Consider the following 18,244-nt stretch of genomic DNA (forward strand, 5'->3'; position numbering starts at 1 on the left):
TTGGATTCAAAAAGAACACCACTTTTACGAGAGGAATGGGATCTCGAATTACAAAAAATGTTCGAGTCACGTTTTGCGCCCAAATGGAATGCAAACATTGGGGACCGAATTGGAGAAGAGGAATTTGAATTTGTAAAGTCCTTCCAAAAGGATTTAGTGTATGCAAAAGAACATTCTCTGTATCAAACAAAGGAATCGATTCTCTCCTTTATCGAAATTTATATAAATACATCTACATTTTTTAAACAACAATTGGAAGGGATCCAATGGAAACAAAACTTTGAGTCCATCCCCTTTACAAACCGTGATGACTTACAATCAAAAATCACAGACATCATCCCAATAGATGCAAACCTAAAGGATATGGTGATCAATCCCACTTCTGGTACGACAGGAAAACCAATCCTTGCACCAAACCACCCAAAGGCGATTGGATGTTATGTGCCGCTAATCGAATACAGTGTAAATAAATATGGAGTAACTCCTATCCATTCTCCAAAGTCCACCTTTGCCATTCAACTTTGTTACCAACAAAACACAATTGTATATGCCACCTGCCATAGTTTGGCGGGAGGAGCCAAATTTGCAAAAATTAATATCCATCCCAATTCTTGGAACAAACCTTCCGATTTACAAAACTTCCTTTTAGAATTTTCCCCACAAATTTTAACGGGAGACCCTTATGCATTTGAATCGGCAATGAAAATGGGTATCAAATACAAACCAGAAGCCATTCACTCTACTGCCTTAGAGTTAACACCTGCTTTACGAAACAATCTTTCCGAATACTTCCAATGCCCCGTTATTAATTTTTATTCTCTAAATGAAACAGGTCCCATTGCTTATTCCTGCCCCAAAGATCCAGAATGGATGCACCTACTCCCACATGATTTGTATGTAGAGGTGATCTCAAATGAAACTCTCACACCAATCCCCACTGGCAATGTGGGTGAGATTGTCCTTACAGGTGGAAGAAATCCTTACTTACCTCTCCTGAGGTATAAAACTGGTGACCAAGGAGAAATCCAATACGGAACTTGCGAATGTGGAGACCATTTCCCTCGTTTACGCCTGTTATCCGGTAGAAAACCAGTGTACTTCCAAAAACCAAACGGGGAAACGGTAAATCCAATCGATGTAGCAAGGATTCTCAGAAAAAATTCCATCATTTACCAATTCCAAGTGGAACAAATCACTGAAGTGAGATGGGAATGTAGGTTATCACTTTCTGACACAATGGATATGAGTGAGATCAGCTTGGAAAATGAAAAAACAAAAATCAAAGAGGAACTTGAATCCCTTTTTGGAAAAGGATCTCAAGTTTATATAAGCACCAATTTTCCGTTAGATGGAAAAAAACAAATTGTTTTTATCAATTCTTATCTTTCCCAAAGGGACTCAAAATCATGAAACATGGTCTCATCCTCGGTAAGTTTTACCCACCTCACAAAGGCCATTTGCATTTAGTTCGGGAAGCGAAAAAACAGTGTGAGGATTTGACAGTCCTTGTTTGTTCTTTGAATCAGGAAATCATTCCAGGTGCACTTCGATTTGAATGGATGAAAGAACTCCTGCCGAACCAAAACATAAACGTCATATGGGTTAAGGATGAAAACCCACAGTTTCCCGAAGACCATCCCCATTTTTGGCAGATATGGAAACAAACCATTGAGTCCCATTCGCCATACCCCATCCATTCCCTCTTTACGTCTGAAAATTATGGAGACCCACTAGCATCTGTTTTAGGATGTAAACACATACCTATTGATATCGGAAGAAACAAAATTCCAATCTCTGCTACAAAAATCCGTGAATCCCCACTGAAGTATTGGGAATACATCCCTGAACCGATCAGACCTTATTTTGTAAAAAAAATTGTCCTTACGGGGAGTGAATCGGTGGGGAAAACAACTCTAGCGAAAAAACTAGCAGAATTGTTCCAAACCAATTGGATCCCTGAATTTGCCAGAGATTACTTAGAGAAGAAACCAAGTCCAATGGAAGAATCTGATTTTTTACCCATCGCAAAAGGACATTTATTATCGGAGGTGGAAACAACCAAAACTTCCAACGGGCTTTTATTTTTAGATACGGATTTACTTACGACAAAAGTTTATTTGGAACGGTATTACAATTCAGAAATCCCTTGGCTCACCGAACGAGCGCTTGGTTTACGGTATGATGCCTCTTTATTTTTAGACATCGACATCCCTTGGGAAAGGGACAAATTACGAGACTTAGGTGAAGAAAGAGGGGAGATGAAAATTCGCTTTTTAAAAGCGATGGAAGATGCAAAACGAGATTATTTTTTAGTAAAAGGGAATTTTTTAGAAAGAGAAAAACTAGCAATCGAGTTTGTAAACCAAATCAAAGACCAACCAATCAATCCTTTATCATTCACGAAAGAGCAGATCAATTTACGTATGATTGAATGACCTCACTTGGTAAAATTTCGCCAGTCACTAGATGTTTCATTTCATAAAGTGTGGTACCTCGGGATCCATTATCGATATTTTTCGGTCCCAAGTGATGTTTGGTATGTTCACCAATGACTAACCTTACTTCCAAACTAAATCGAGAATACCCTTGTGTATTATCGTTTGTTCCATGTAAGTGGTGTGATGCGAAGATAAAATAATCTCCAAAATCACCATACACCGAAAGTGGATTTGGATCTTTTACTTCCTCTAATGGTTTTGGAAATATTTTTTCGCCAATACGCGGGTGGGTTGTATTCGTTTGGAATCCACCAGTTTCTTTCCAGTGTTCATACTCAAACAAAGAAGAATTGTTTTGAATGGGTTTTCCAAAATAGGATGGATACACGGAAAATCCAGAACCTAACTCAACGTTTGTGATTGGAAGCCAAAGGTTAATTTGGTTTTGCGGATTGGCATACCAAGGGTCACGGTGGATGTATTGTACAGATTTTGCGCCTTCTAAGGTATGAAATCCATTAGGAACACACCGGAGTCGAAATAAATCTACATAAACATCATTTGCATCTACTTTCCATTCTTCTAAAATGGGGAACAAAAATCCTTTGATGGAAACATTCTCGTAAATCCTAGAACGGATGTTTGCCATTGAAGTTTGTAATTCAGGATACGAAATATCTGAACTTACATTGGTTGGAATTCCTTTCGAAAATTCTTCTTGGATGTAGTTGTGTATGGGGTTTAAAAAAGATTTTGATTCGTTAGAAAGAGAACCTTTGTAGGTTTTACCTTGATAAAGGGATAAAATATCCATAACTTAATTGTGTGACTGTTTTATCACCATTAAACATTGGTTTGTTTTTTGATTTCATCTTTTAGTTCAATGATACTCATGTAGAGGTTCGCAAAAGTGGTGAGTTGGTTCATCGCATCTTGTAACCCAGCTTTGAAAAGTAAGCCGTTGTCCATATGTTCCCGAAAGATGGTCAGTGGATTTTCACTTTCCATACTTTCTACTGTTTTTTGGTAGGATTCTAAAAGTTCCTTTTTGTCTTCTAAGGACTCAGGAACTTTCCATCCATTGGACAAACGACTCATCGAAATTTAACGTCCTTCGACTTCTAAAAGTTTGGTGGTCTTTACAATAAGACGTGTGACAACATAAAACACAAGTCCAAACCCAAAAAACCAAGTATGAAATGGTTTCCAGATCCCAACAATGTCGACAACACGTAAGTTTGGTTCTTGGTAATATATTTGGATTAAATCAAACACTGTGAACACAACGATGATTCCAAACAAACTTGGGTATTCTCGTTTCCAAATATTACGAAACGAAAAGTCCAAATTCGGTTTTACATAACCCGACAAACGAGGGATAAACGCTGGTGTTTTGTCTGCCCATTTTAAATAAGCATCTTTGAATTTACCACGAAGGAAATATTCTTCAGCAAAGATAATCCTTTCGTAATATAGGTAAAAGAACATGATGTAAACCAATGCAAAAGCAAAGTCCCGTAAGATGAGCACAGGACCCAAATACATTAAAAAGTTTCCCACATAAAGGGGATGTCTCACAAGAGAGTAAATCCCTGATTGGTTGACGACATCTGCTACTTGTTGTTTTGTATTTCGCCCTGATGTATTTTTGGGAGTGTAACCAATGGTAAAACATCTTACAAAAAGACCTGCTAAACTAACTACAAATGCAGCTGTTAACCAATACAAATTGGACATATAATTCCCTTGGAAATAAGGAACATACGGTAGATACAGTAAGGAAAGGAACAAAATGACTCCTGGAATGTAGGAGCGCCATCGGAAGAGAAAATTGCCTTGTTGGTTGAGTTCTTCTATAAGTGCCATGTTAAATCGTACTTGCTTCCTTTGATTAAGCTGTCAGCATTCGTCCTATGTCAATCAAATCCTTCATTCCTGCAAAGTTCAATCTCCCTGCTCTTTGGTTTACCGATCTGACACTACCTCTTCTCAACAAATTGGTTCACAATATCGATTCGATTGAAATCTCTGAAAATGACATAAAAACTTTAAAATCCTTACAAAAGGAACGTTTGGTTTACATTTCCAACCATCCCACAACCAAAGAACCAGGTGTGGCCTTCCATGTTGCAAACATTATGGGTTCTCGTTTTCATTACATGGCAGCAAGGGAGGTATTTGAATGGGGGTATGGGTTTGTTGGTGATTTTATCCAGTCAATCGGAGCCTATTCTGTGTTAGCTGGAGCACCTGACCGTGAATCCTTAAAAGCATCAAGATCCATCCTTGCAAACAACTCTGGCAAATTGGCACTGTTTCCAGAAGGGGAACCGACAAGTGGTATGAATGATACCTTACTCCCCTTCCAACCAGGAGTGGCCCAACTGGGAATTTGGGGGCTGGAAGATGCACTCAAACAAGATCCAAATGCGACCATCTGGGTACTCCCCACTTTCATCAAATATCGGATGACTAGTTCAATCCAATCCATGCAACGAGACATCGACCAAAGTCTGACGAGAATGGAAGAGAGACTCGGAATTTCCAAAACGGGAAAAGACATTGTCCACCGATTTTTATCAGTTGGGAAACGAATGATGGAACGGGAAGAAAAAGAATACGGTGTGCCCGTAGACGAAAGTAAAGCCGATGATTTTGACTACCGATTGGGTCGGATGCGACATGCTATGTTAGATAATATCGCAAGAAAAGCGAACATCCCAAAATGGGACAGCGATGCCAATGCGATCGAAAAACTTAGGAAGATACTCAGTGTACTCGAAATGGTTTCTGTCGGAATGCCTGACCCCAATGGAGAACTTCCTAGTTTGGAAATGGCAAGGTGGGCAAGGAATGCCGCCACAAAAGCTTACGATTTTATCTCCATCCAAACTGCTTATATCAAAGAATTACCAAGCCCTGAACGTCTGTATGAATTTTTGTACCGTTATGAAAACGAAATTTTGGGTGAAACCAAATCCAGGCCTCACAAAGCAATCGTTAGGTTAGGGAAACCATTTAAGATCAATGACTATCTTGGTTCTTATAAGGAAGACAAAAAGAAAACAATAGATAACATTACGGAACGTCTAAGGGATGAGTTACAATCTATGTTAGTAGATGAAAAGTCCAAATCAAATCCACTATTCCCGAGTCAGTATATTTTTTAATGGAACGAATGTTGCCATCTCAAATTGAGGACTGGTTAAAAACACCTAGTCCTTTGGAATTTTCAGCCTATGGAGCTTCCAAAAATTTAGATGAAAATTTAGTGCAATTACTCGATTCGTTAACAAATAAATACAAAATTGAAAACCTATCTGCCATTCTTTTTACCATTGTCAAAGATTTGATCCTCAATGGATTCAAAGCCAATTTCAAACGATTATTTTTCCAAGAGAACTTGTTAGACATTCAATCTCCCGCCGACTACGAATTAGGTGTTCGAATGTACAAAAGCCTCATCCTATCAGGCAGAGGGAATACGTTTGAACCTCTTGCTCGTGAAAAAAATTTGTATGTCCATGTCAAAATTGAACATAACGATACCCAAATCAAATTTGATATCCGTAACAATTCAATGTTAGTGCGAGGGGAAATGCAAAAAATCAGAAACTCTCTTTTGCATGCACAGAACTACAACGATATCATGGAATACTACATCGAACGGGGTGATAATTCCGAAGGGGAAGGAATTGGTATCGCTCTTTGTATCATCCTACTCAAAGGGGAGGGCCTTCCCACGGACCAGTTCCGCATCTACCATGAAGACGGCGAAACCATTGCCCAACTCACCATTCCTCTAAAGAAAGGCTAGCAGAGAATCCCTGGTTTTCCAACTTGGATGTATGGGCCAAGCGACAGAGACAAAAAACGATTCGATTCCGCAAGTTTTACAAGCCATCATCTCAAATGAGACAAACCATGCTCTTTGGCTAAACACACTCTCCCTTCTCGAACACATTGGGTCCCGCAAAATCCTTCTCACACAATCGAGTGAAGATACCTCTGAAATGATTTTACGCCATGCCACGGAAGAAGCAAGGCATGCCCTCTTTTTCAAAAAAGCCGCAAGGACGATCCAACCAGAGTTCCGGTCTGGGTACCAAAACTCCTCACTGGTTCGGGGGACTGCCGCAAGAATTTATTTCGCAAAACTAGACACCTTAGTCCGCAGGAATCTAAGGAAAGTTTTCCCAGAGGAAAAAACCTTCACTTACCTTGCCTACTTGTACACCACAACCGTGATTGAAAAAAGAGCAATGGTCATCTACACTGCGTATGATGAAATTCTGAACCAGAATGGTTCTCCCATCCGCCTAACCAACCTCATCCTAGAAGAAGAAGGCCATTTGTCCGAGATGAGTGCAGAAATGTTCCGTTTGGACCCGAATGCTTCCGAAAGGCTTGCGCAATTGGAAGAGGAAGAAGCGAAAATTTTCGCCCGTTTTTGGCACCAAATCAGCGAATTCTCCCTAAATTAAAAAAGGCTTGCGAAAAAAATCCGAGACTGGTTTCCTTCAACCATCTTCATGCGACATAATACTATTATTGGATCTTTGAGAAAATGGGATTAGAAGTCTTTTTATTGCCTTTTTTGGCGAGTGTAGCCGTGACCATCGGACTCCGTCGTTTGGACAAATCCAATACCAAACTGTCCCAATTAAAGAGGTATGCCTCCAAACTCACGGAAGAAATGCAAGGTGTCGCCCTCCAAAAGATCCAAATGGTCAAGGATGCAGGGATTGATTTGGACATCCTTGTCAAACAATCGCGTAAAGTAGCAGAAGACATCCAACATTTAAGTGCCGAATCGAGAGACCTCTTCGAAAAAATCAGAGCGAGTAAAGACTACCTCTCTTCTCTCTCGGGCGAAATGGAACAAATCCAAGATTTGAGTAACCAAGTCCGCCGTGAAAAACAATACATGGAAGAAGGACTTTCTCAAATCAATACCCACAAACGTGAGTTACGCGAAGTATCAGAAGATATGGAAGCACTTCATAACGAATCCATTTCGATGCTCGATACCTTCCAAAACAAATTGAACTTACGTAGTGATGAAATTTTACAATCCGTTGCTCAAAAGATGGTGGAACTCGAAAGCCTACTCGAAACCAAATCAGATTTCTTAGACAATTCCCTTTCTAAAATTGCAGAGACCGCCAGAGAAAAATTATTAACCCATGCCGATGTGATGGTGAATGAAACGGCGGGCCGTCTTGACCATGCCAGAAAAGAAATGGATTTACTCCTCGAATCGATGAAGTATGCACAAGGTGACTTAGATGTTCGGCTCACGAAGTTTGAAGACACATCGTCATTACTTTCTGACAAAGTAGATAAGTTTGATGAAAGGTTAGAAGAAAAATACCAAAGAGCATCTTCGAAAGTAGAAGAAAAAGTATCACTGCTTGAGAAAAAAATCCAAGAACGATTTGATTCCATCGTAGACCAAGTAAGCCATACCAAAGATTCATTTATGAAAGGTCTAAGCCAAGAAACGGATGCGATCAAACGAGAAATTGAAGACCTCTCTTTGGAAACACTTTCCAAACGAGATGACATCATCAATGAAACGAGAAGGCAAGCGGATGGAATCAACCAAACCATCATCCAATTCCAAGAGAAATACTTAGAAGCAGAGAACAAACTCCTCCGACAAGCAGACATCCGCAAACAAGAACTCATCCGAGAGATCGAAGCTTTCTCAGAAGAATTCCACCGCATTTCAGAAGAACTTAGAGAAGAAGCAAATACTCTCAAAAAAAGCGCATTACAAGAGTTAAAAGAATTTGATCGCGAATTAGAAACTGTTCGTTCTGGCCAAGAGATGGTGATCAAATCCTCCCTTTTTGATTTGAAAAAAGAACTCGAAGAAAGAATGCATTCTGATTTCAAAATCCAAAAACACGAAATGGAATCAGACTTAAGCTCCATCCAATCCCAAGTGAAAGAGCTGAATGAAACCATCACGACTCAAACCAAAGATGTGGATGAATACGTAGAAGAATTGAAGTCAGCGTTACGCGAATCCGCTCACGAAATCTTAGAAACGGCAGAAGAAAAAGCCAAAGAATCCGAAACCATTGTTACAGAAAAAATCCGCATCGCCAATGCGAATTTAGAACAATTTGTGAGTAAATGGGAAGAAGAACTCAGTAGGATCCGCGAAGACCAAAATTATAGCATCGAAAAACTCCAAGACCGCCTTAAAGAAATCCATGTGGAAGGCGCAGACTTACTTGGTGAATTCCAAAACCAGTTCCAAAAAGCAAAATCTAACTTGGAACTTGTGGCCGAATCCAAAACCAAAGAGAGTATCTCGCGATTGGAAGAAGAATCAAAACTGGCTCGTAGTGAAGTCGAACGTATCCTCAAACACTTGGAAGAATCTGGGGAATCCTTTTTCAATCTTCAAGAAGAGAAAATGGATCGTTTGAACGAAACCATCGATTCCAAAATCTCACACCAACTCACAAAACTCCTCGACAAAGGGAATGTCCAACTCGGTCAATTAGAAGAAAAAATTTCGAACCACCTAAATACAGTTCGTCGCAACTTAGAAGAAAGCATCAAACGTTCCAAAGACGAATCGAAAAAACAAATTGAGACCTACCAAAGAGATTACGAAAAATCGTTCAAAGAAATTGCAAAAGAAAGCCAAGACTTCTTAAAGGACAGCCTGAACCGTTTTCATGATCTCAAATTTGAAATCCAAAATGGTTTGGAATCTCTCAACGAAACCAAAGAAGAAACCTTGTCTGGTTTCCAAAACGAATTGGAATCTCTCAAAGATGAAATCTTAACTTTATCGAGTGAACTCGAAACTGTCAAAGAACACTCTGATTTATTTGCGTCCGCCAAACAAATTGCAGACGAATCAAACAAGGCTGTGGAAGAAATTTCAGAAGCCTTACGTTCTCTCGAAAAAGGAAAACCTGATTTGGAACTTGTCCAATCGGCCATCTCTGAATTCAGCGAAATGCGCACTCAAATTGCAAACGAACTTGAGGCACTGAGAGAAGCACAATTCCAATCGGAAGACATCGACAAACAAATCCAAATCCTTGCTTCCAACTTGGTCCATGTTTCCGAAACCATGGAAGGGTTTGAACAGAGCCTAACAGAGATTACATCGATTGAATCTCGTGTGACAAATCTTACAAAAGAACAAGCCAAAATCGAATCCTTTTTGTCCTCACTCCAGGAGTCACAAGATTCCGTTTTCCATTTGGTGGAAAACTTGGAAGGCCAAAAACACAATGCACGGGAGTTGCAAGCTCGCCTCGACATCCTCGACCGCGAAATCGATGTGGTGGAAGCGAGAGAAAAAGAACTCACAGAAACCATCCGCCAAGCAGAAAACCGCACTTCCTTCCTTGTGGAACGAGAAGCACAAATTGATTCCGTCGAACGCAAATTTGACAAAATCGAAGAACTGCTAGGTGACCTATCGGACCGCCACCGCCAAATCCTCACCTTACAAAAACGTTTGGAAGACCTGAGGGATTCCACAAAGGACACGAAGGACGATTTGGAATCTCTCCTCGGGGAAGCAGACGAAACCTTCGAAAAACTCTCCCAATTTTTGGACATTGTGCAAGGAGCGATGCAAAACCCTTCCGCCTCCCCCAAAATGGACCGAAAAAATTCGGGAAATCCCTTGGTCGAGCGAAAAAGAGCCACAATCCAAAGCCTCCACGACAACTACCAGTGGTCTTCCGAGGCAATTAGTGAAAAATTAAATATTGAAAAATCCCTCGTGGATACCATCCTCGGAGTTAGAAAGAAATAACCGAGGTATCCATGTCCGAAGAACAAACAGAAACAACGTCGAAAGAATCCCTTATTGTCACTTCTAAAGTGAAAGCTTACATCAAAAGTAAGGGATTTATGACTTCCGGGGATGCCATTGACGGTATCAACGAAGAAATTTACCGTTTGATCGACAAAGCTCTCGAAAGAACTTCTGCCAACAAAAGAACAACGGTTCGGTCGACTGATTTCTAATCCGTGATTTATATCAAAAACAAATCAGAAATTGAAAAGATGAGGAAGGCGGGTAAATTTGCCGCCGAACTCCTCGTTTATTTGGAACCCTTTGTGAAATCGGGTGTCTCCACATTGGAACTGAACGATATAGCGGAAGCTTATACCAAAAAGAACGGCCACCGCTCTGCCCCACTCGGTTACAAAGGATTCCCAAAATCCATTTGTACTTCCATCAACCAAGTGGTCTGCCATGGGATTCCCAAAAAAGAAGATGTTTTGTTAGATGGTGACATTGTGAATTTAGATGTTTCTCCCATTGTGGATGGTTACATCGGAGACACTTCCAAAACCTTTATTGTGGGTGGAAAAACCACTCCCGAAGCCGAAAAACTGGTAGCCGACACTGAAAAAGCCATGTGGATTGGAATCGAACAAATCAAACCGGGAAACCGAATTGATGATATCGGGAACGCCATTGATGATTTTTTAACCCCAATGGGGTATGGGATTGTCCGTGATCTGATGGGACATGGTGTGGGACGAAATTTCCATGAAGAACCACAAGTGCCCCACTTTCGTTCTCCCCGAAAATTAGCCAAAATGGAAACAGGTATGATTTTTACTGTGGAACCGATGGTCAATTTGGGAACTTGGGAAGTGAATTTTGATCGTTCTGACAAATGGACGGTCCGCACCAAAGACGGCAAATTATCAGCGCAGTTTGAACATACCATCCTTGTCACAGACAAAGGGTATGAAATTCTAACCAAAGTCTGAAGAAAACGTTCTTGCATTCCCCAACCAATTGTCGTCTAATCGAGAGAGAGGATTTCGTATGAAATTAACAGTGAGTTTAGTATCCATTTTATTCTTTGCAACATCCGTATTTGCCATTTGCCCAGGAAAAGAAAAACGTTCCTGCCCTGGCCATGACAAATTGGTTGAGTGCCCACACGACGGAAAATAATTTCCATGAACCGTGCCATCCTCTTCGTCGATGACGAACAAATCATATTGATGAGTTTGAAATCTCAGCTGAAAAAACATTTTGGGAACGAGTATCGTTATGAGACTGCCCAGAATACAGAAGAGGCATGGTCCATCATTGAAGAATTAGCAGATGAAGGCATCAACATCCTCATCATCATTTCTGATTGGCTTATGCCCAACCAACGTGGTGATGAGTTCTTACGGGAAGTACATAAAACCTACCCCAAAATCAAAAAAATAATTATTTCCGGACATATCGACGAACATTCCCTCAACCAATTAAAAGGGGAAGTGGATCTCCATAGTTTTTTAAACAAACCTTGGTCGGAATCGGATTTAATCAAAAAAGTAGAAGACGCTATAACGAAGATTGCCTAGGTTTTCCTAGGAAACCTCCGTATGTCCGAAAACATTTTAAAAAATACAATCGAAGATTTAGAACTCTTACGTTCGACAGTCCCTTTAGTTCATAATATTACCAACTACGTTGTGATGAATAACACTGCCAATGCACTTCTTGCCATTGGTGCCTCTCCCATTATGGCTCATGCCATTGAAGAAGTGGAAGAAATGGTTACAATCTGTTCGGCAACTGTCATCAATATTGGAACCTTATCAGAACCTTGGATCCAAAGTATGGAAAAAGCAGCTAAAAAAGCTGTCTCCTTAGGAAAACCTTTGGTCTTAGATCCTGTTGGTGCAGGAGCAAGTAACATCCGCAATGCGGCAATCAGAAGGATCTTAGATTCTGGTAACCCAAGTATTATTAGAGGGAATGCATCAGAAATCTTATCTACGCTTTCTTCATCTGGAAAAACAAAAGGTGTGGATGCAACTGATTCCTCTGAATCAGCAGTGGACACAGGTAAGTCCTTATCCAATGTCACTGGTGGTGTGGTTGTAATCTCTGGTGCTACTGATTATATCTTAAAAGGCACAAACCAAGCCCAAATCTCCAATGGTGATGCACTGATGACAAAGGTAACAGGCCTTGGGTGTACGGCCTCTGCCCTTTGTGGAGCTTTTGCCGCGGTTCAAAAAGACCAATTCCGTGCAGCAACCTCAGCGATGGCAGTGATGGGAATTGCTGGTGAAATGGCCAAAACCAAAACTTCCAGCCCAGGCAGTTTCCAAGTGGCATTCCTTGATGCACTTTATGAACTGAATGCAGACACCATTAAACAAAAGTTAAATGCAAAATAAAATCCAAGGGGTTTATCTGGTGACAGACAGACCCCTTTGCATCCACCATCGTTTAGAAGATGTCGTTCGTTTGTCTGCAAATGGTGGAGTTTCCCTTGTCCAACTGAGGGAAAAAGAAACCTCTTCCCGTGAATTTTTAGAACTTGCCATCCACCTAAAAAAAATCCTAAGCCCTTTCAAAGTTCCCCTCCTCATCAATGACCGAGTGGATCTTTGTTTGGCATCGGGAGCTGATGGGGTCCACCTTGGCCAAACAGATCTTCCTTGGTTTGTAGCAAGAAAACTCCTTGGTGACAAAGCCATCATTGGGCTTTCCATTGAAACAAAAGAAGATTGGGGAAATTTACAAAAAGAAAATCCAAATCTGACTCTCGATTATCTGGCAGTTTCACCCGTATTCGATACAAAAACCAAAACCAATACAAAACCTGCATGGGGCCTAGCAGGCGTTCAATGGCTTCGAGAAAGAACGACACTCCCGATTGTAGCCATTGGTGGGATCCATTTAGACAATGCAAAAGATGTGATCCAAGCAGGTGCCAATTCGCTCGCGGTTGTGAGTGCCATTTGTTCTGCAAAGGACCCAAAACTAGCGACAGAATCCTTACGAAATTTGTTTTAAGTGGATTGGTTACGGTTCCAAATGGAAAGTCCAATTCGTTCGATTGGTGAATCTTGGAAGTAAGTTTGGAATTCTTCTTCCGATAACTTCTGTTTCTCTTGGAAGGATCTATCCTTCCAAAATTCCCTGGGCAAAAAACTCGGTTCGAGTGTTTCCACCTGGTTTCGTTTGGCGATCCCTTCGTTCCAAGGGCAAACTTCTTGGCAAAGGTCACAACCATAAACCCAACCCTTTTTATCCCATTTTAAAAAAGAATCAGTAACCTCTGTATGAGTTCTATCTTCAATGGTGAGATACGAAATACATTTGGATGCATCGAGCTCGTATGGTTCCAAAGCATTTGTTGGGCATACATCCAAACAACGCCTGCAACTCCCACAATGGTCTGTTGTGGTTTCCTCTAGATTTGTTTCACCTAACTCTAAATCAGTGAGTATGATGGATAGAAAAAAATAAGAACCTAATTTTGGATGGATGAGGTTTGTATGTTTCCCTTGCCATACGATCCTTGATTCCCTTGTGAGAATTTTTTCGGCGATGGGCAAACTATCTACAGATTGGCGGAAATGATTTTGTGGATACAGTGCTTTTAGTTCTTTTAGGATTTGGTTTCCTTTTTTTCTTAGTACAATATGGTAATCGGTGCCAAGAGCATAACGAGATACCTTCCTTTTCATATGAGCTAAAAGGTTTTCCCCTTCACTCGATCGGTAGACAAATCCCAAACAAATGGCCGATGTGGGTTTAAAACCCAAATTCTCAAATCGATTGCGAATGGATAGAGCATGGTCTTTGGCAAACCAGTCCATATTCCCGTGTTTTTTTTCTGAAATCCAATGGTCCAAATACTCTAGGTCTTTTTCTGGGATTTCCGCTTTTGTGAATCCTACAAAGGAAAATCCTTCTTTTTCACAAAGGGACTTGATTTGAGATTGGATGGGAAGTGGAGATGGTGTCATGGCGAATGAAGAGAATGAAGTGTATCTTACAAAAATCCAAAACCTTTTGCCAAGCCATTTGTTGGTCCAGGTTCCAAAACTAATCCCTCATTTCCAAAAACTAGAAGCCCTTGTTCCTTTGCCAAAAGAATTACCGGAACTCTTAAAAAAAGGGATCTATTTTGCCCTTTTACAATCGGTGGTCCGCCTTCTAAACAGAGAAACAGATCCTCTTTTACCGGAAATTGTACCCGAATACAAAGAACTCATCCGAACCATTATCGAAACCTATGAGACTCTCAATCCAGAAGTAGAATCAAATTGGTTGGAGGAATGCATTCAGTTTGGAGATAAGTCTGCCTACCATTGGGAGTGGAAACATTTTGATTCCAAAGAATTGTTTTGAAATGAGTAAAATGTAACTTGTCTCAAACCTTTGATTTGGAATGTGATCTATCTTTCTTTCTTGCAAGTCATTTGATTGAAATTTTATATCACAATTCCAATTGGTAAGGTAGTCCTTGAATCACATCATTTCCTTTTCCAAACTCATTCGGAATTCTTTTGGAATCGGTAATTTTTTCTTTTCCCTGTAATCAAAATACACTTGGACTGTTTTGGCTTTTACATACAAAATATCTGTTTTTTGGTTTTTGATCTCATATGAAAATTCCCAAGAACTATTGCCAATCTGAGAAACCCAAGTATTTACGTAAATGGAATCCCCTGGCAAAACAGACGAAACCAAATCCATTTCCACACGCGCTAAGACAAAGGGAATGTCTTCTAAGGTTGAAACAGATAAGTACCGATTACAAAAATCGAGTCGTGCCAATTCCAAATATGCCGAATAACTTGCGTTATTCACCCTACGCATCGGGTCCATATCATTAAATCGAATTTGAATTTCTGTTCGGATCATCTCTTGAACAAAAGTTTCAGATCGTGTTTGGTTGTCATCTTTATCCTTTAAGAGAGATTCTGATTTACACTCTTAATCCAAAATTGAGAGTTTGATCCCAACAGACCGAAACAATTTTCTTTCCTCCGCTGTTCTCCCAAAAATCGGCTCCAAAGATTCGGTTTGGATCAACTGAGAATCAATTCCCAAAGAGACCAAAACTTGGCGGATGTTCTGGACCCTATCTTTTACCAATTTTCGATTTTTTGCCAAATTGCCCGTTGTGTCTGCTGAACCCACAAGAAGGACTGAATCTAACGATTGTTTTAAATAAGGGCTCATCCAATCTTTGAGTTTTAGTATTTCCTGATGTTCCAATTTAGATTCTCCCGCTTGGAAGTAGACTACACTTTCTACCATCTTGGAGAATGGTTTTAATGGTTGTGGTGGGGACAGATTGTACGATGGAAGAACATTCCTTCTCTGCATTCTGTTTCTTTTTGGCCAAAGCCAATAGAGAAAAAAGAACAAACTAACCAAGATTAGGGAAATCCAATACATACACCGATTAGACTAAAAAAGTAAATTTAGAAATGAACAAACCGCTCGACAATTTATTTCCTGTTTGGTAAAATCCTCCTTATGAATACGACACGATCTAAGATTCTAACCTATGTTTTGTTCTGTGTTGTGCTCTTCCAATGCAAACCTCCTGAACTGTCAAATGCCTGTGATGGAAAATCAAATGGTTATGCACTTGGTTCCCTCATTCGTTTTGTCACAGGAGATCGATCTCCTTCTTGCCTTCCCTCTTTCGATTTCCAAGACCTGTGGGGAGTTTTCAAAGCTCCGTCAGGTGATGTGGGTGTGAATGCGATGGCAAGTTACAAAGACCAAATCATCATTGGTGGAAATTTTCAGTTAATGGGACCTTCTACGGGCAGTGCTGTCTTCTTGCAAACATCAAATGGGAAAGTAGTGCCAAACCGGTATTGTCGTTATCTTAAAATTGTTGGTACTACCTCGATTGCCATCCCCGATGGAGGTGGCGGATTTTATATCGGTGGAGAATTTTATGCCGTCCAAGGGGAAACTCGGTACGGCGTTGCTCATATTTTACCTGGTTGCCAAGTCGATCGTGTCTTTAAAGTCCCGAGAGATATCACAGATTCTCGTATCATCTATTCCTTATCATTGAACGGTGAACACTTGTATGTGGGAGGAGACTTTACTTCCTGGGGAGACACATCCCAAAAATACCTAGTTCGATTGAATCGTTATACTGGTGACATTGATACATCGTTTTCAGTCCAAAACATAGATAGTATCGTTTTTGATTTAGATACGATCTTCAATTCTCTATATGTTTGTGGTGGTTTTTCACAGATCGGTGGAATCACCAAACGAGGAATCGCAAAAGTTTCATTCGCCAATGGTGCTGTCGATACATCGTTTAACCCATCGATTACGACTGGATCTTGTCTTGATTTACATTTCGGAACTGATTCTCAAGGTAGCCCCAATTTGTTTATCGTAGGTGATTTCACTGCACCTAGCAGAAATTATGCTCTGTCGGTAACACCAGATGGCACGTTGACAAATTGGAACCCAAATCCAAATGCACAAGTGAACTCTGTCCAACAATTCCAAGACAAAATTTATTTGGGTGGAGGGTTCACCACGATAAATGGTGGAACTGTTGCTTCTTATATGGCTTCCGTGAACCAGAATTCTGGTACGATCATCACTAACAATTATGCATTGGATGCATATGTGGCAAGTCTACAAGTCATTGAAAATACATTGTACATCAGTGGACAGTTTACTACTGTAAAAGGAATCCCTAGAATTTCAATGGCTTCCCTCGATCTAACAAATGAAACCGTGACTCCATTTGATCCAAATTTTGAAGGTGTGATCAGTAACCCTGGATCTACTTTTTTATCTGCTGGGAATGGGATTGTGTTTGTTACGTTTGATCGTTCGACTGTGAACGTTGTGCATAGAAATCATTTTGCAGTCATCGATGAATACACTGGAGCACCAATTGATGGAACACCTAACTTTGATTTCCCGATCAAATCCATACATGTAAATGGAAATCGTTTATTTGTTGGAGGAACGTTTACAAATATTGGCGGCCAATCAAGAACTTCCTTTGCCATTTTAGATTTACCCCATTACCAAGTGAGTTCTACTAATATTGTACTGTCGGGTTCTCCAGAAATCCGAACGATGACAAGTGATGAATCAAAAGTATATGCTGGTGGGATCAGTTTGGGTACTGTGAATGGCCAAACACGAAATGGAGTGTTTGCATTAAACTTATCTGACCTTTCCTTAAGTTCTTGGAATCCAGATTTAGGTGGTGGCAGTAGCGGAGAAAGTATCCTCGTTGTGAACGATATTGTTTTCATTGGAGGAAGTTTTACCCAAATCAATGGAGTTGGTGGTTACCAAAATTTGCAAGCAGTCGACAAACTGAATGGATTAAGATTGGATATTCCAAGTTCTTCTACTTTACCAGGTGGTCTTGTGTACAGCCTCGCTTATGCGAATTCCAAAATTTATATTGGCGGCTTTTTTTCCTCTGTCACAGGGGTGGGTTCGTTTAATAACGCCGCTGTATACGACCTTAGTTCGAAAACATATCTGCAACCAAATCCAGTTTCAGCAGAAAATATGGTAAATTATGTAACGACCTATCCAGATGGGAATGTTTTTTATGGTGGATCCTTCGCAAACATCAATGGAGATACTAAATTCAATACTTTTGGAGTCTACCAAACCTATACCAATTCGATGTACCAATGGAATGCAGGTATCACGAATGTTGTTTACTCATCAATGTTCAAAAATGGGAAGTATTACTTAGCTGGAATCTTTAGTGTGGCTCTTCGTGAATTGAATGGAGGTATTGTCAGAACCACATTAACAGAATGAGAACCAACTTCTCATTAGTTGGAACGTAAAAACAAAATGTCATTGATCCCACGACAAATCATTCCTCTCCAAAACAGTCGACAAGGAAAGACCATTTTTAGAATGGAGTGAATGGTTCGATTTTTCCGAATGTACCTTCGGCTTTTGATTTTATTCTCATTCACTCTATCCTTTACTTTATGCAAACCATCATCTTTAGAAAGTACTTGTGATG

At 40.3% G+C, this 18,244-nt stretch carries 20 protein-coding genes; 14 read left to right on the forward strand and 6 right to left on the reverse strand.

Going from position 1 to position 18,244, the window contains the following annotated elements; translation table 11 throughout:
- On the forward strand, nt 1-1,410 hold the full coding sequence (locus DI076_RS08060) for an AMP-binding protein (protein ID WP_245918336.1): 1,410 nt from the start codon (nt 1-3) through the stop codon (nt 1,408-1,410).
- Complete coding sequence (locus tag DI076_RS08065) at nt 1,407-2,435, forward strand: AAA family ATPase (RefSeq protein ID WP_108959419.1); 1,029 nt, start codon at nt 1,407-1,409, stop codon at nt 2,433-2,435. Before DI076_RS08060 ends, DI076_RS08065 begins: the two co-directional genes overlap by 4 nt.
- Here DI076_RS08065 and DI076_RS08070 read toward each other — a convergent pair.
- Genes DI076_RS08070 through lmtA form a run of 3 tightly spaced genes read right to left on the reverse strand, consistent with a single transcriptional unit; the run spans nt 2,413 to nt 4,304 of the window.
- A complete protein-coding gene (locus DI076_RS08070) occupies nt 2,413-3,252 on the reverse strand; it encodes a hypothetical protein (protein ID WP_108959420.1) in 840 nt (279 codons plus the stop codon). The genes DI076_RS08065 and DI076_RS08070 overlap by 23 nt on opposite strands.
- Before the next feature lie 29 nt (nt 3,253-3,281).
- A complete protein-coding gene (locus DI076_RS08075; protein WP_108959421.1) occupies nt 3,282-3,536 on the reverse strand; it encodes a hypothetical protein in 255 nt (84 codons plus the stop codon).
- Nucleotides 3,537-3,542: 6 nt separating this feature from the next.
- Nucleotides 3,543-4,304, reverse strand: a complete 762-nt coding sequence (lmtA, locus tag DI076_RS08080; protein ID WP_108959422.1) for a lipid A Kdo2 1-phosphate O-methyltransferase — start codon at nt 4,302-4,304, stop codon at nt 3,543-3,545.
- Nucleotides 4,305-4,351: 47 nt separating this feature from the next.
- Here lmtA and DI076_RS08085 point away from each other — a divergent pair, with 47 nt between their 5' ends.
- The 10 genes from DI076_RS08085 (at nt 4,352) to thiE (ending at nt 13,248) form a co-directional block, all read left to right on the forward strand.
- Nucleotides 4,352-5,608, forward strand: coding sequence for a 1-acyl-sn-glycerol-3-phosphate acyltransferase (locus DI076_RS08085; protein WP_108959423.1), 1,257 nt, complete (start codon nt 4,352-4,354; stop codon nt 5,606-5,608).
- 8 nt (nt 5,609-5,616) lie between these two features.
- The gene (locus DI076_RS08090) at nt 5,617-6,255 is read left to right on the forward strand and encodes a hypothetical protein (protein ID WP_439957283.1); all 639 of its coding nucleotides are present in this window, start codon (nt 5,617-5,619) and stop codon (nt 6,253-6,255) included.
- Nucleotides 6,256-6,286: 31 nt separating this feature from the next.
- Nucleotides 6,287-6,922 carry a rubrerythrin gene (locus tag DI076_RS08095; RefSeq protein WP_108959425.1) on the forward strand — a complete coding sequence of 212 codons (636 nt, stop codon included), beginning with the start codon at nt 6,287-6,289 and terminating at the stop codon, nt 6,920-6,922.
- Between the two features lie 83 nt (nt 6,923-7,005).
- Nucleotides 7,006-10,236 carry a SpiroCoCo family coiled-coil protein gene (locus tag DI076_RS08100; RefSeq protein WP_108959426.1) on the forward strand — a complete coding sequence of 1,077 codons (3,231 nt, stop codon included), beginning with the start codon at nt 7,006-7,008 and terminating at the stop codon, nt 10,234-10,236.
- An 11-nt stretch (nt 10,237-10,247) separates the two neighbouring features.
- Entirely contained in the window at nt 10,248-10,451 is a 204-nt protein-coding gene (locus tag DI076_RS08105) for a hypothetical protein (protein WP_002978419.1), read from the forward strand.
- A 3-nt stretch (nt 10,452-10,454) separates the two neighbouring features.
- Nucleotides 10,455-11,210 carry a type I methionyl aminopeptidase gene (gene map / locus DI076_RS08110; protein ID WP_108959427.1) on the forward strand — a complete coding sequence of 252 codons (756 nt, stop codon included), beginning with the start codon at nt 10,455-10,457 and terminating at the stop codon, nt 11,208-11,210.
- 58 nt (nt 11,211-11,268) lie between these two features.
- A complete protein-coding gene (locus DI076_RS20435) occupies nt 11,269-11,400 on the forward strand; it encodes a hypothetical protein (RefSeq protein ID WP_265376373.1) in 132 nt (43 codons plus the stop codon).
- Nucleotides 11,401-11,405: 5 nt separating this feature from the next.
- A complete protein-coding gene (locus tag DI076_RS08115; RefSeq protein ID WP_108959428.1) occupies nt 11,406-11,801 on the forward strand; it encodes a response regulator in 396 nt (131 codons plus the stop codon).
- A gap of 21 nt (nt 11,802-11,822) precedes the next feature.
- Nucleotides 11,823-12,626: a hydroxyethylthiazole kinase gene (gene thiM, locus DI076_RS08120; protein WP_108959429.1), complete on the forward strand. Its 804-nt coding sequence runs from the start codon at nt 11,823-11,825 to the stop codon at nt 12,624-12,626.
- Complete coding sequence (thiE, locus tag DI076_RS08125) at nt 12,616-13,248, forward strand: thiamine phosphate synthase (protein ID WP_108959430.1); 633 nt, start codon at nt 12,616-12,618, stop codon at nt 13,246-13,248. The genes thiM and thiE overlap by 11 nt, the downstream gene beginning before the upstream one ends.
- On the opposite strand, the gene queG is transcribed toward thiE, so the two are convergent.
- Nucleotides 13,245-14,207 (reverse strand): tRNA epoxyqueuosine(34) reductase QueG, encoded by a 963-nt coding sequence (gene queG / locus DI076_RS08130; RefSeq protein WP_108959431.1) that lies wholly within the window; start codon nt 14,205-14,207, stop codon nt 13,245-13,247. The two genes, thiE and queG, sit on opposite strands and share 4 nt — an antisense overlap.
- On the opposite strand from queG, the gene DI076_RS08135 reads away from it, so the two are divergent.
- A complete protein-coding gene (locus DI076_RS08135; protein ID WP_108959516.1) occupies nt 14,206-14,592 on the forward strand; it encodes an LIC_11502 family protein in 387 nt (128 codons plus the stop codon). The two genes, queG and DI076_RS08135, sit on opposite strands and share 2 nt — an antisense overlap.
- A 120-nt stretch (nt 14,593-14,712) precedes the next feature.
- On the opposite strand, the gene DI076_RS08140 is transcribed toward DI076_RS08135, so the two are convergent.
- Together DI076_RS08140 and DI076_RS08145 are read right to left on the reverse strand one after the other, a co-directional pair.
- Nucleotides 14,713-15,108, reverse strand: a complete 396-nt coding sequence (locus DI076_RS08140) for an acyl-CoA thioesterase (RefSeq protein WP_108959432.1) — start codon at nt 15,106-15,108, stop codon at nt 14,713-14,715.
- A gap of 72 nt (nt 15,109-15,180) precedes the next feature.
- On the reverse strand, nt 15,181-15,507 hold the full coding sequence (locus DI076_RS08145; RefSeq protein ID WP_167396517.1) for an OmpA family protein: 327 nt from the start codon (nt 15,505-15,507) through the stop codon (nt 15,181-15,183).
- A 222-nt stretch (nt 15,508-15,729) separates the two neighbouring features.
- Between DI076_RS08145 and DI076_RS08150 the strand changes: the two genes are divergently transcribed.
- The gene (locus DI076_RS08150) at nt 15,730-18,030 is read left to right on the forward strand and encodes a delta-60 repeat domain-containing protein (RefSeq protein WP_108959434.1); all 2,301 of its coding nucleotides are present in this window, start codon (nt 15,730-15,732) and stop codon (nt 18,028-18,030) included.
- Nucleotides 18,031-18,244 lie beyond the last annotated feature (214 nt).

This window comes from Leptospira ellinghausenii (assembly GCF_003114815.1).
Classification (GTDB): domain Bacteria; phylum Spirochaetota; class Leptospiria; order Leptospirales; family Leptospiraceae; genus Leptospira_A; species Leptospira_A ellinghausenii.

What these genes read in the sequence shown, in the direction of transcription:
- DI076_RS08065 (WP_108959419.1), top strand. Translation starts at nt 1,407, where the DNA reads ATGAAACATGGTCTCATCCTCGGTAAGTTTTACCCACCTCACAAAGGC.
- DI076_RS08070 (WP_108959420.1), bottom strand. Translation starts at nt 3,252, where the DNA reads ATGGATATTTTATCCCTTTATCAAGGTAAAACCTACAAAGGTTCTCTT.
- DI076_RS08075 (WP_108959421.1), bottom strand. Translation starts at nt 3,536, where the DNA reads ATGAGTCGTTTGTCCAATGGATGGAAAGTTCCTGAGTCCTTAGAAGAC.
- lmtA (WP_108959422.1), bottom strand. Translation starts at nt 4,304, where the DNA reads ATGGCACTTATAGAAGAACTCAACCAACAAGGCAATTTTCTCTTCCGA.
- DI076_RS08085 (WP_108959423.1), top strand. Translation starts at nt 4,352, where the DNA reads ATGTCAATCAAATCCTTCATTCCTGCAAAGTTCAATCTCCCTGCTCTT.
- DI076_RS08090 (WP_439957283.1), top strand. Translation starts at nt 5,617, where the DNA reads ATGTTGCCATCTCAAATTGAGGACTGGTTAAAAACACCTAGTCCTTTG.
- DI076_RS08095 (WP_108959425.1), top strand. Translation starts at nt 6,287, where the DNA reads ATGGGCCAAGCGACAGAGACAAAAAACGATTCGATTCCGCAAGTTTTA.
- DI076_RS08100 (WP_108959426.1), top strand. Translation starts at nt 7,006, where the DNA reads ATGGGATTAGAAGTCTTTTTATTGCCTTTTTTGGCGAGTGTAGCCGTG.
- DI076_RS08105 (WP_002978419.1), top strand. Translation starts at nt 10,248, where the DNA reads ATGTCCGAAGAACAAACAGAAACAACGTCGAAAGAATCCCTTATTGTC.
- DI076_RS20435 (WP_265376373.1), top strand. Translation starts at nt 11,269, where the DNA reads ATGAAATTAACAGTGAGTTTAGTATCCATTTTATTCTTTGCAACATCC.
- DI076_RS08115 (WP_108959428.1), top strand. Translation starts at nt 11,406, where the DNA reads ATGAACCGTGCCATCCTCTTCGTCGATGACGAACAAATCATATTGATG.
- thiM (WP_108959429.1), top strand. Translation starts at nt 11,823, where the DNA reads ATGTCCGAAAACATTTTAAAAAATACAATCGAAGATTTAGAACTCTTA.
- thiE (WP_108959430.1), top strand. Translation starts at nt 12,616, where the DNA reads ATGCAAAATAAAATCCAAGGGGTTTATCTGGTGACAGACAGACCCCTT.
- DI076_RS08135 (WP_108959516.1), top strand. Translation starts at nt 14,206, where the DNA reads ATGGCGAATGAAGAGAATGAAGTGTATCTTACAAAAATCCAAAACCTT.
- queG (WP_108959431.1), bottom strand. Translation starts at nt 14,207, where the DNA reads ATGACACCATCTCCACTTCCCATCCAATCTCAAATCAAGTCCCTTTGT.
- DI076_RS08140 (WP_108959432.1), bottom strand. Translation starts at nt 15,108, where the DNA reads ATGATCCGAACAGAAATTCAAATTCGATTTAATGATATGGACCCGATG.
- DI076_RS08145 (WP_167396517.1), bottom strand. Translation starts at nt 15,507, where the DNA reads ATGGTAGAAAGTGTAGTCTACTTCCAAGCGGGAGAATCTAAATTGGAA.
- DI076_RS08150 (WP_108959434.1), top strand. Translation starts at nt 15,730, where the DNA reads ATGAATACGACACGATCTAAGATTCTAACCTATGTTTTGTTCTGTGTT.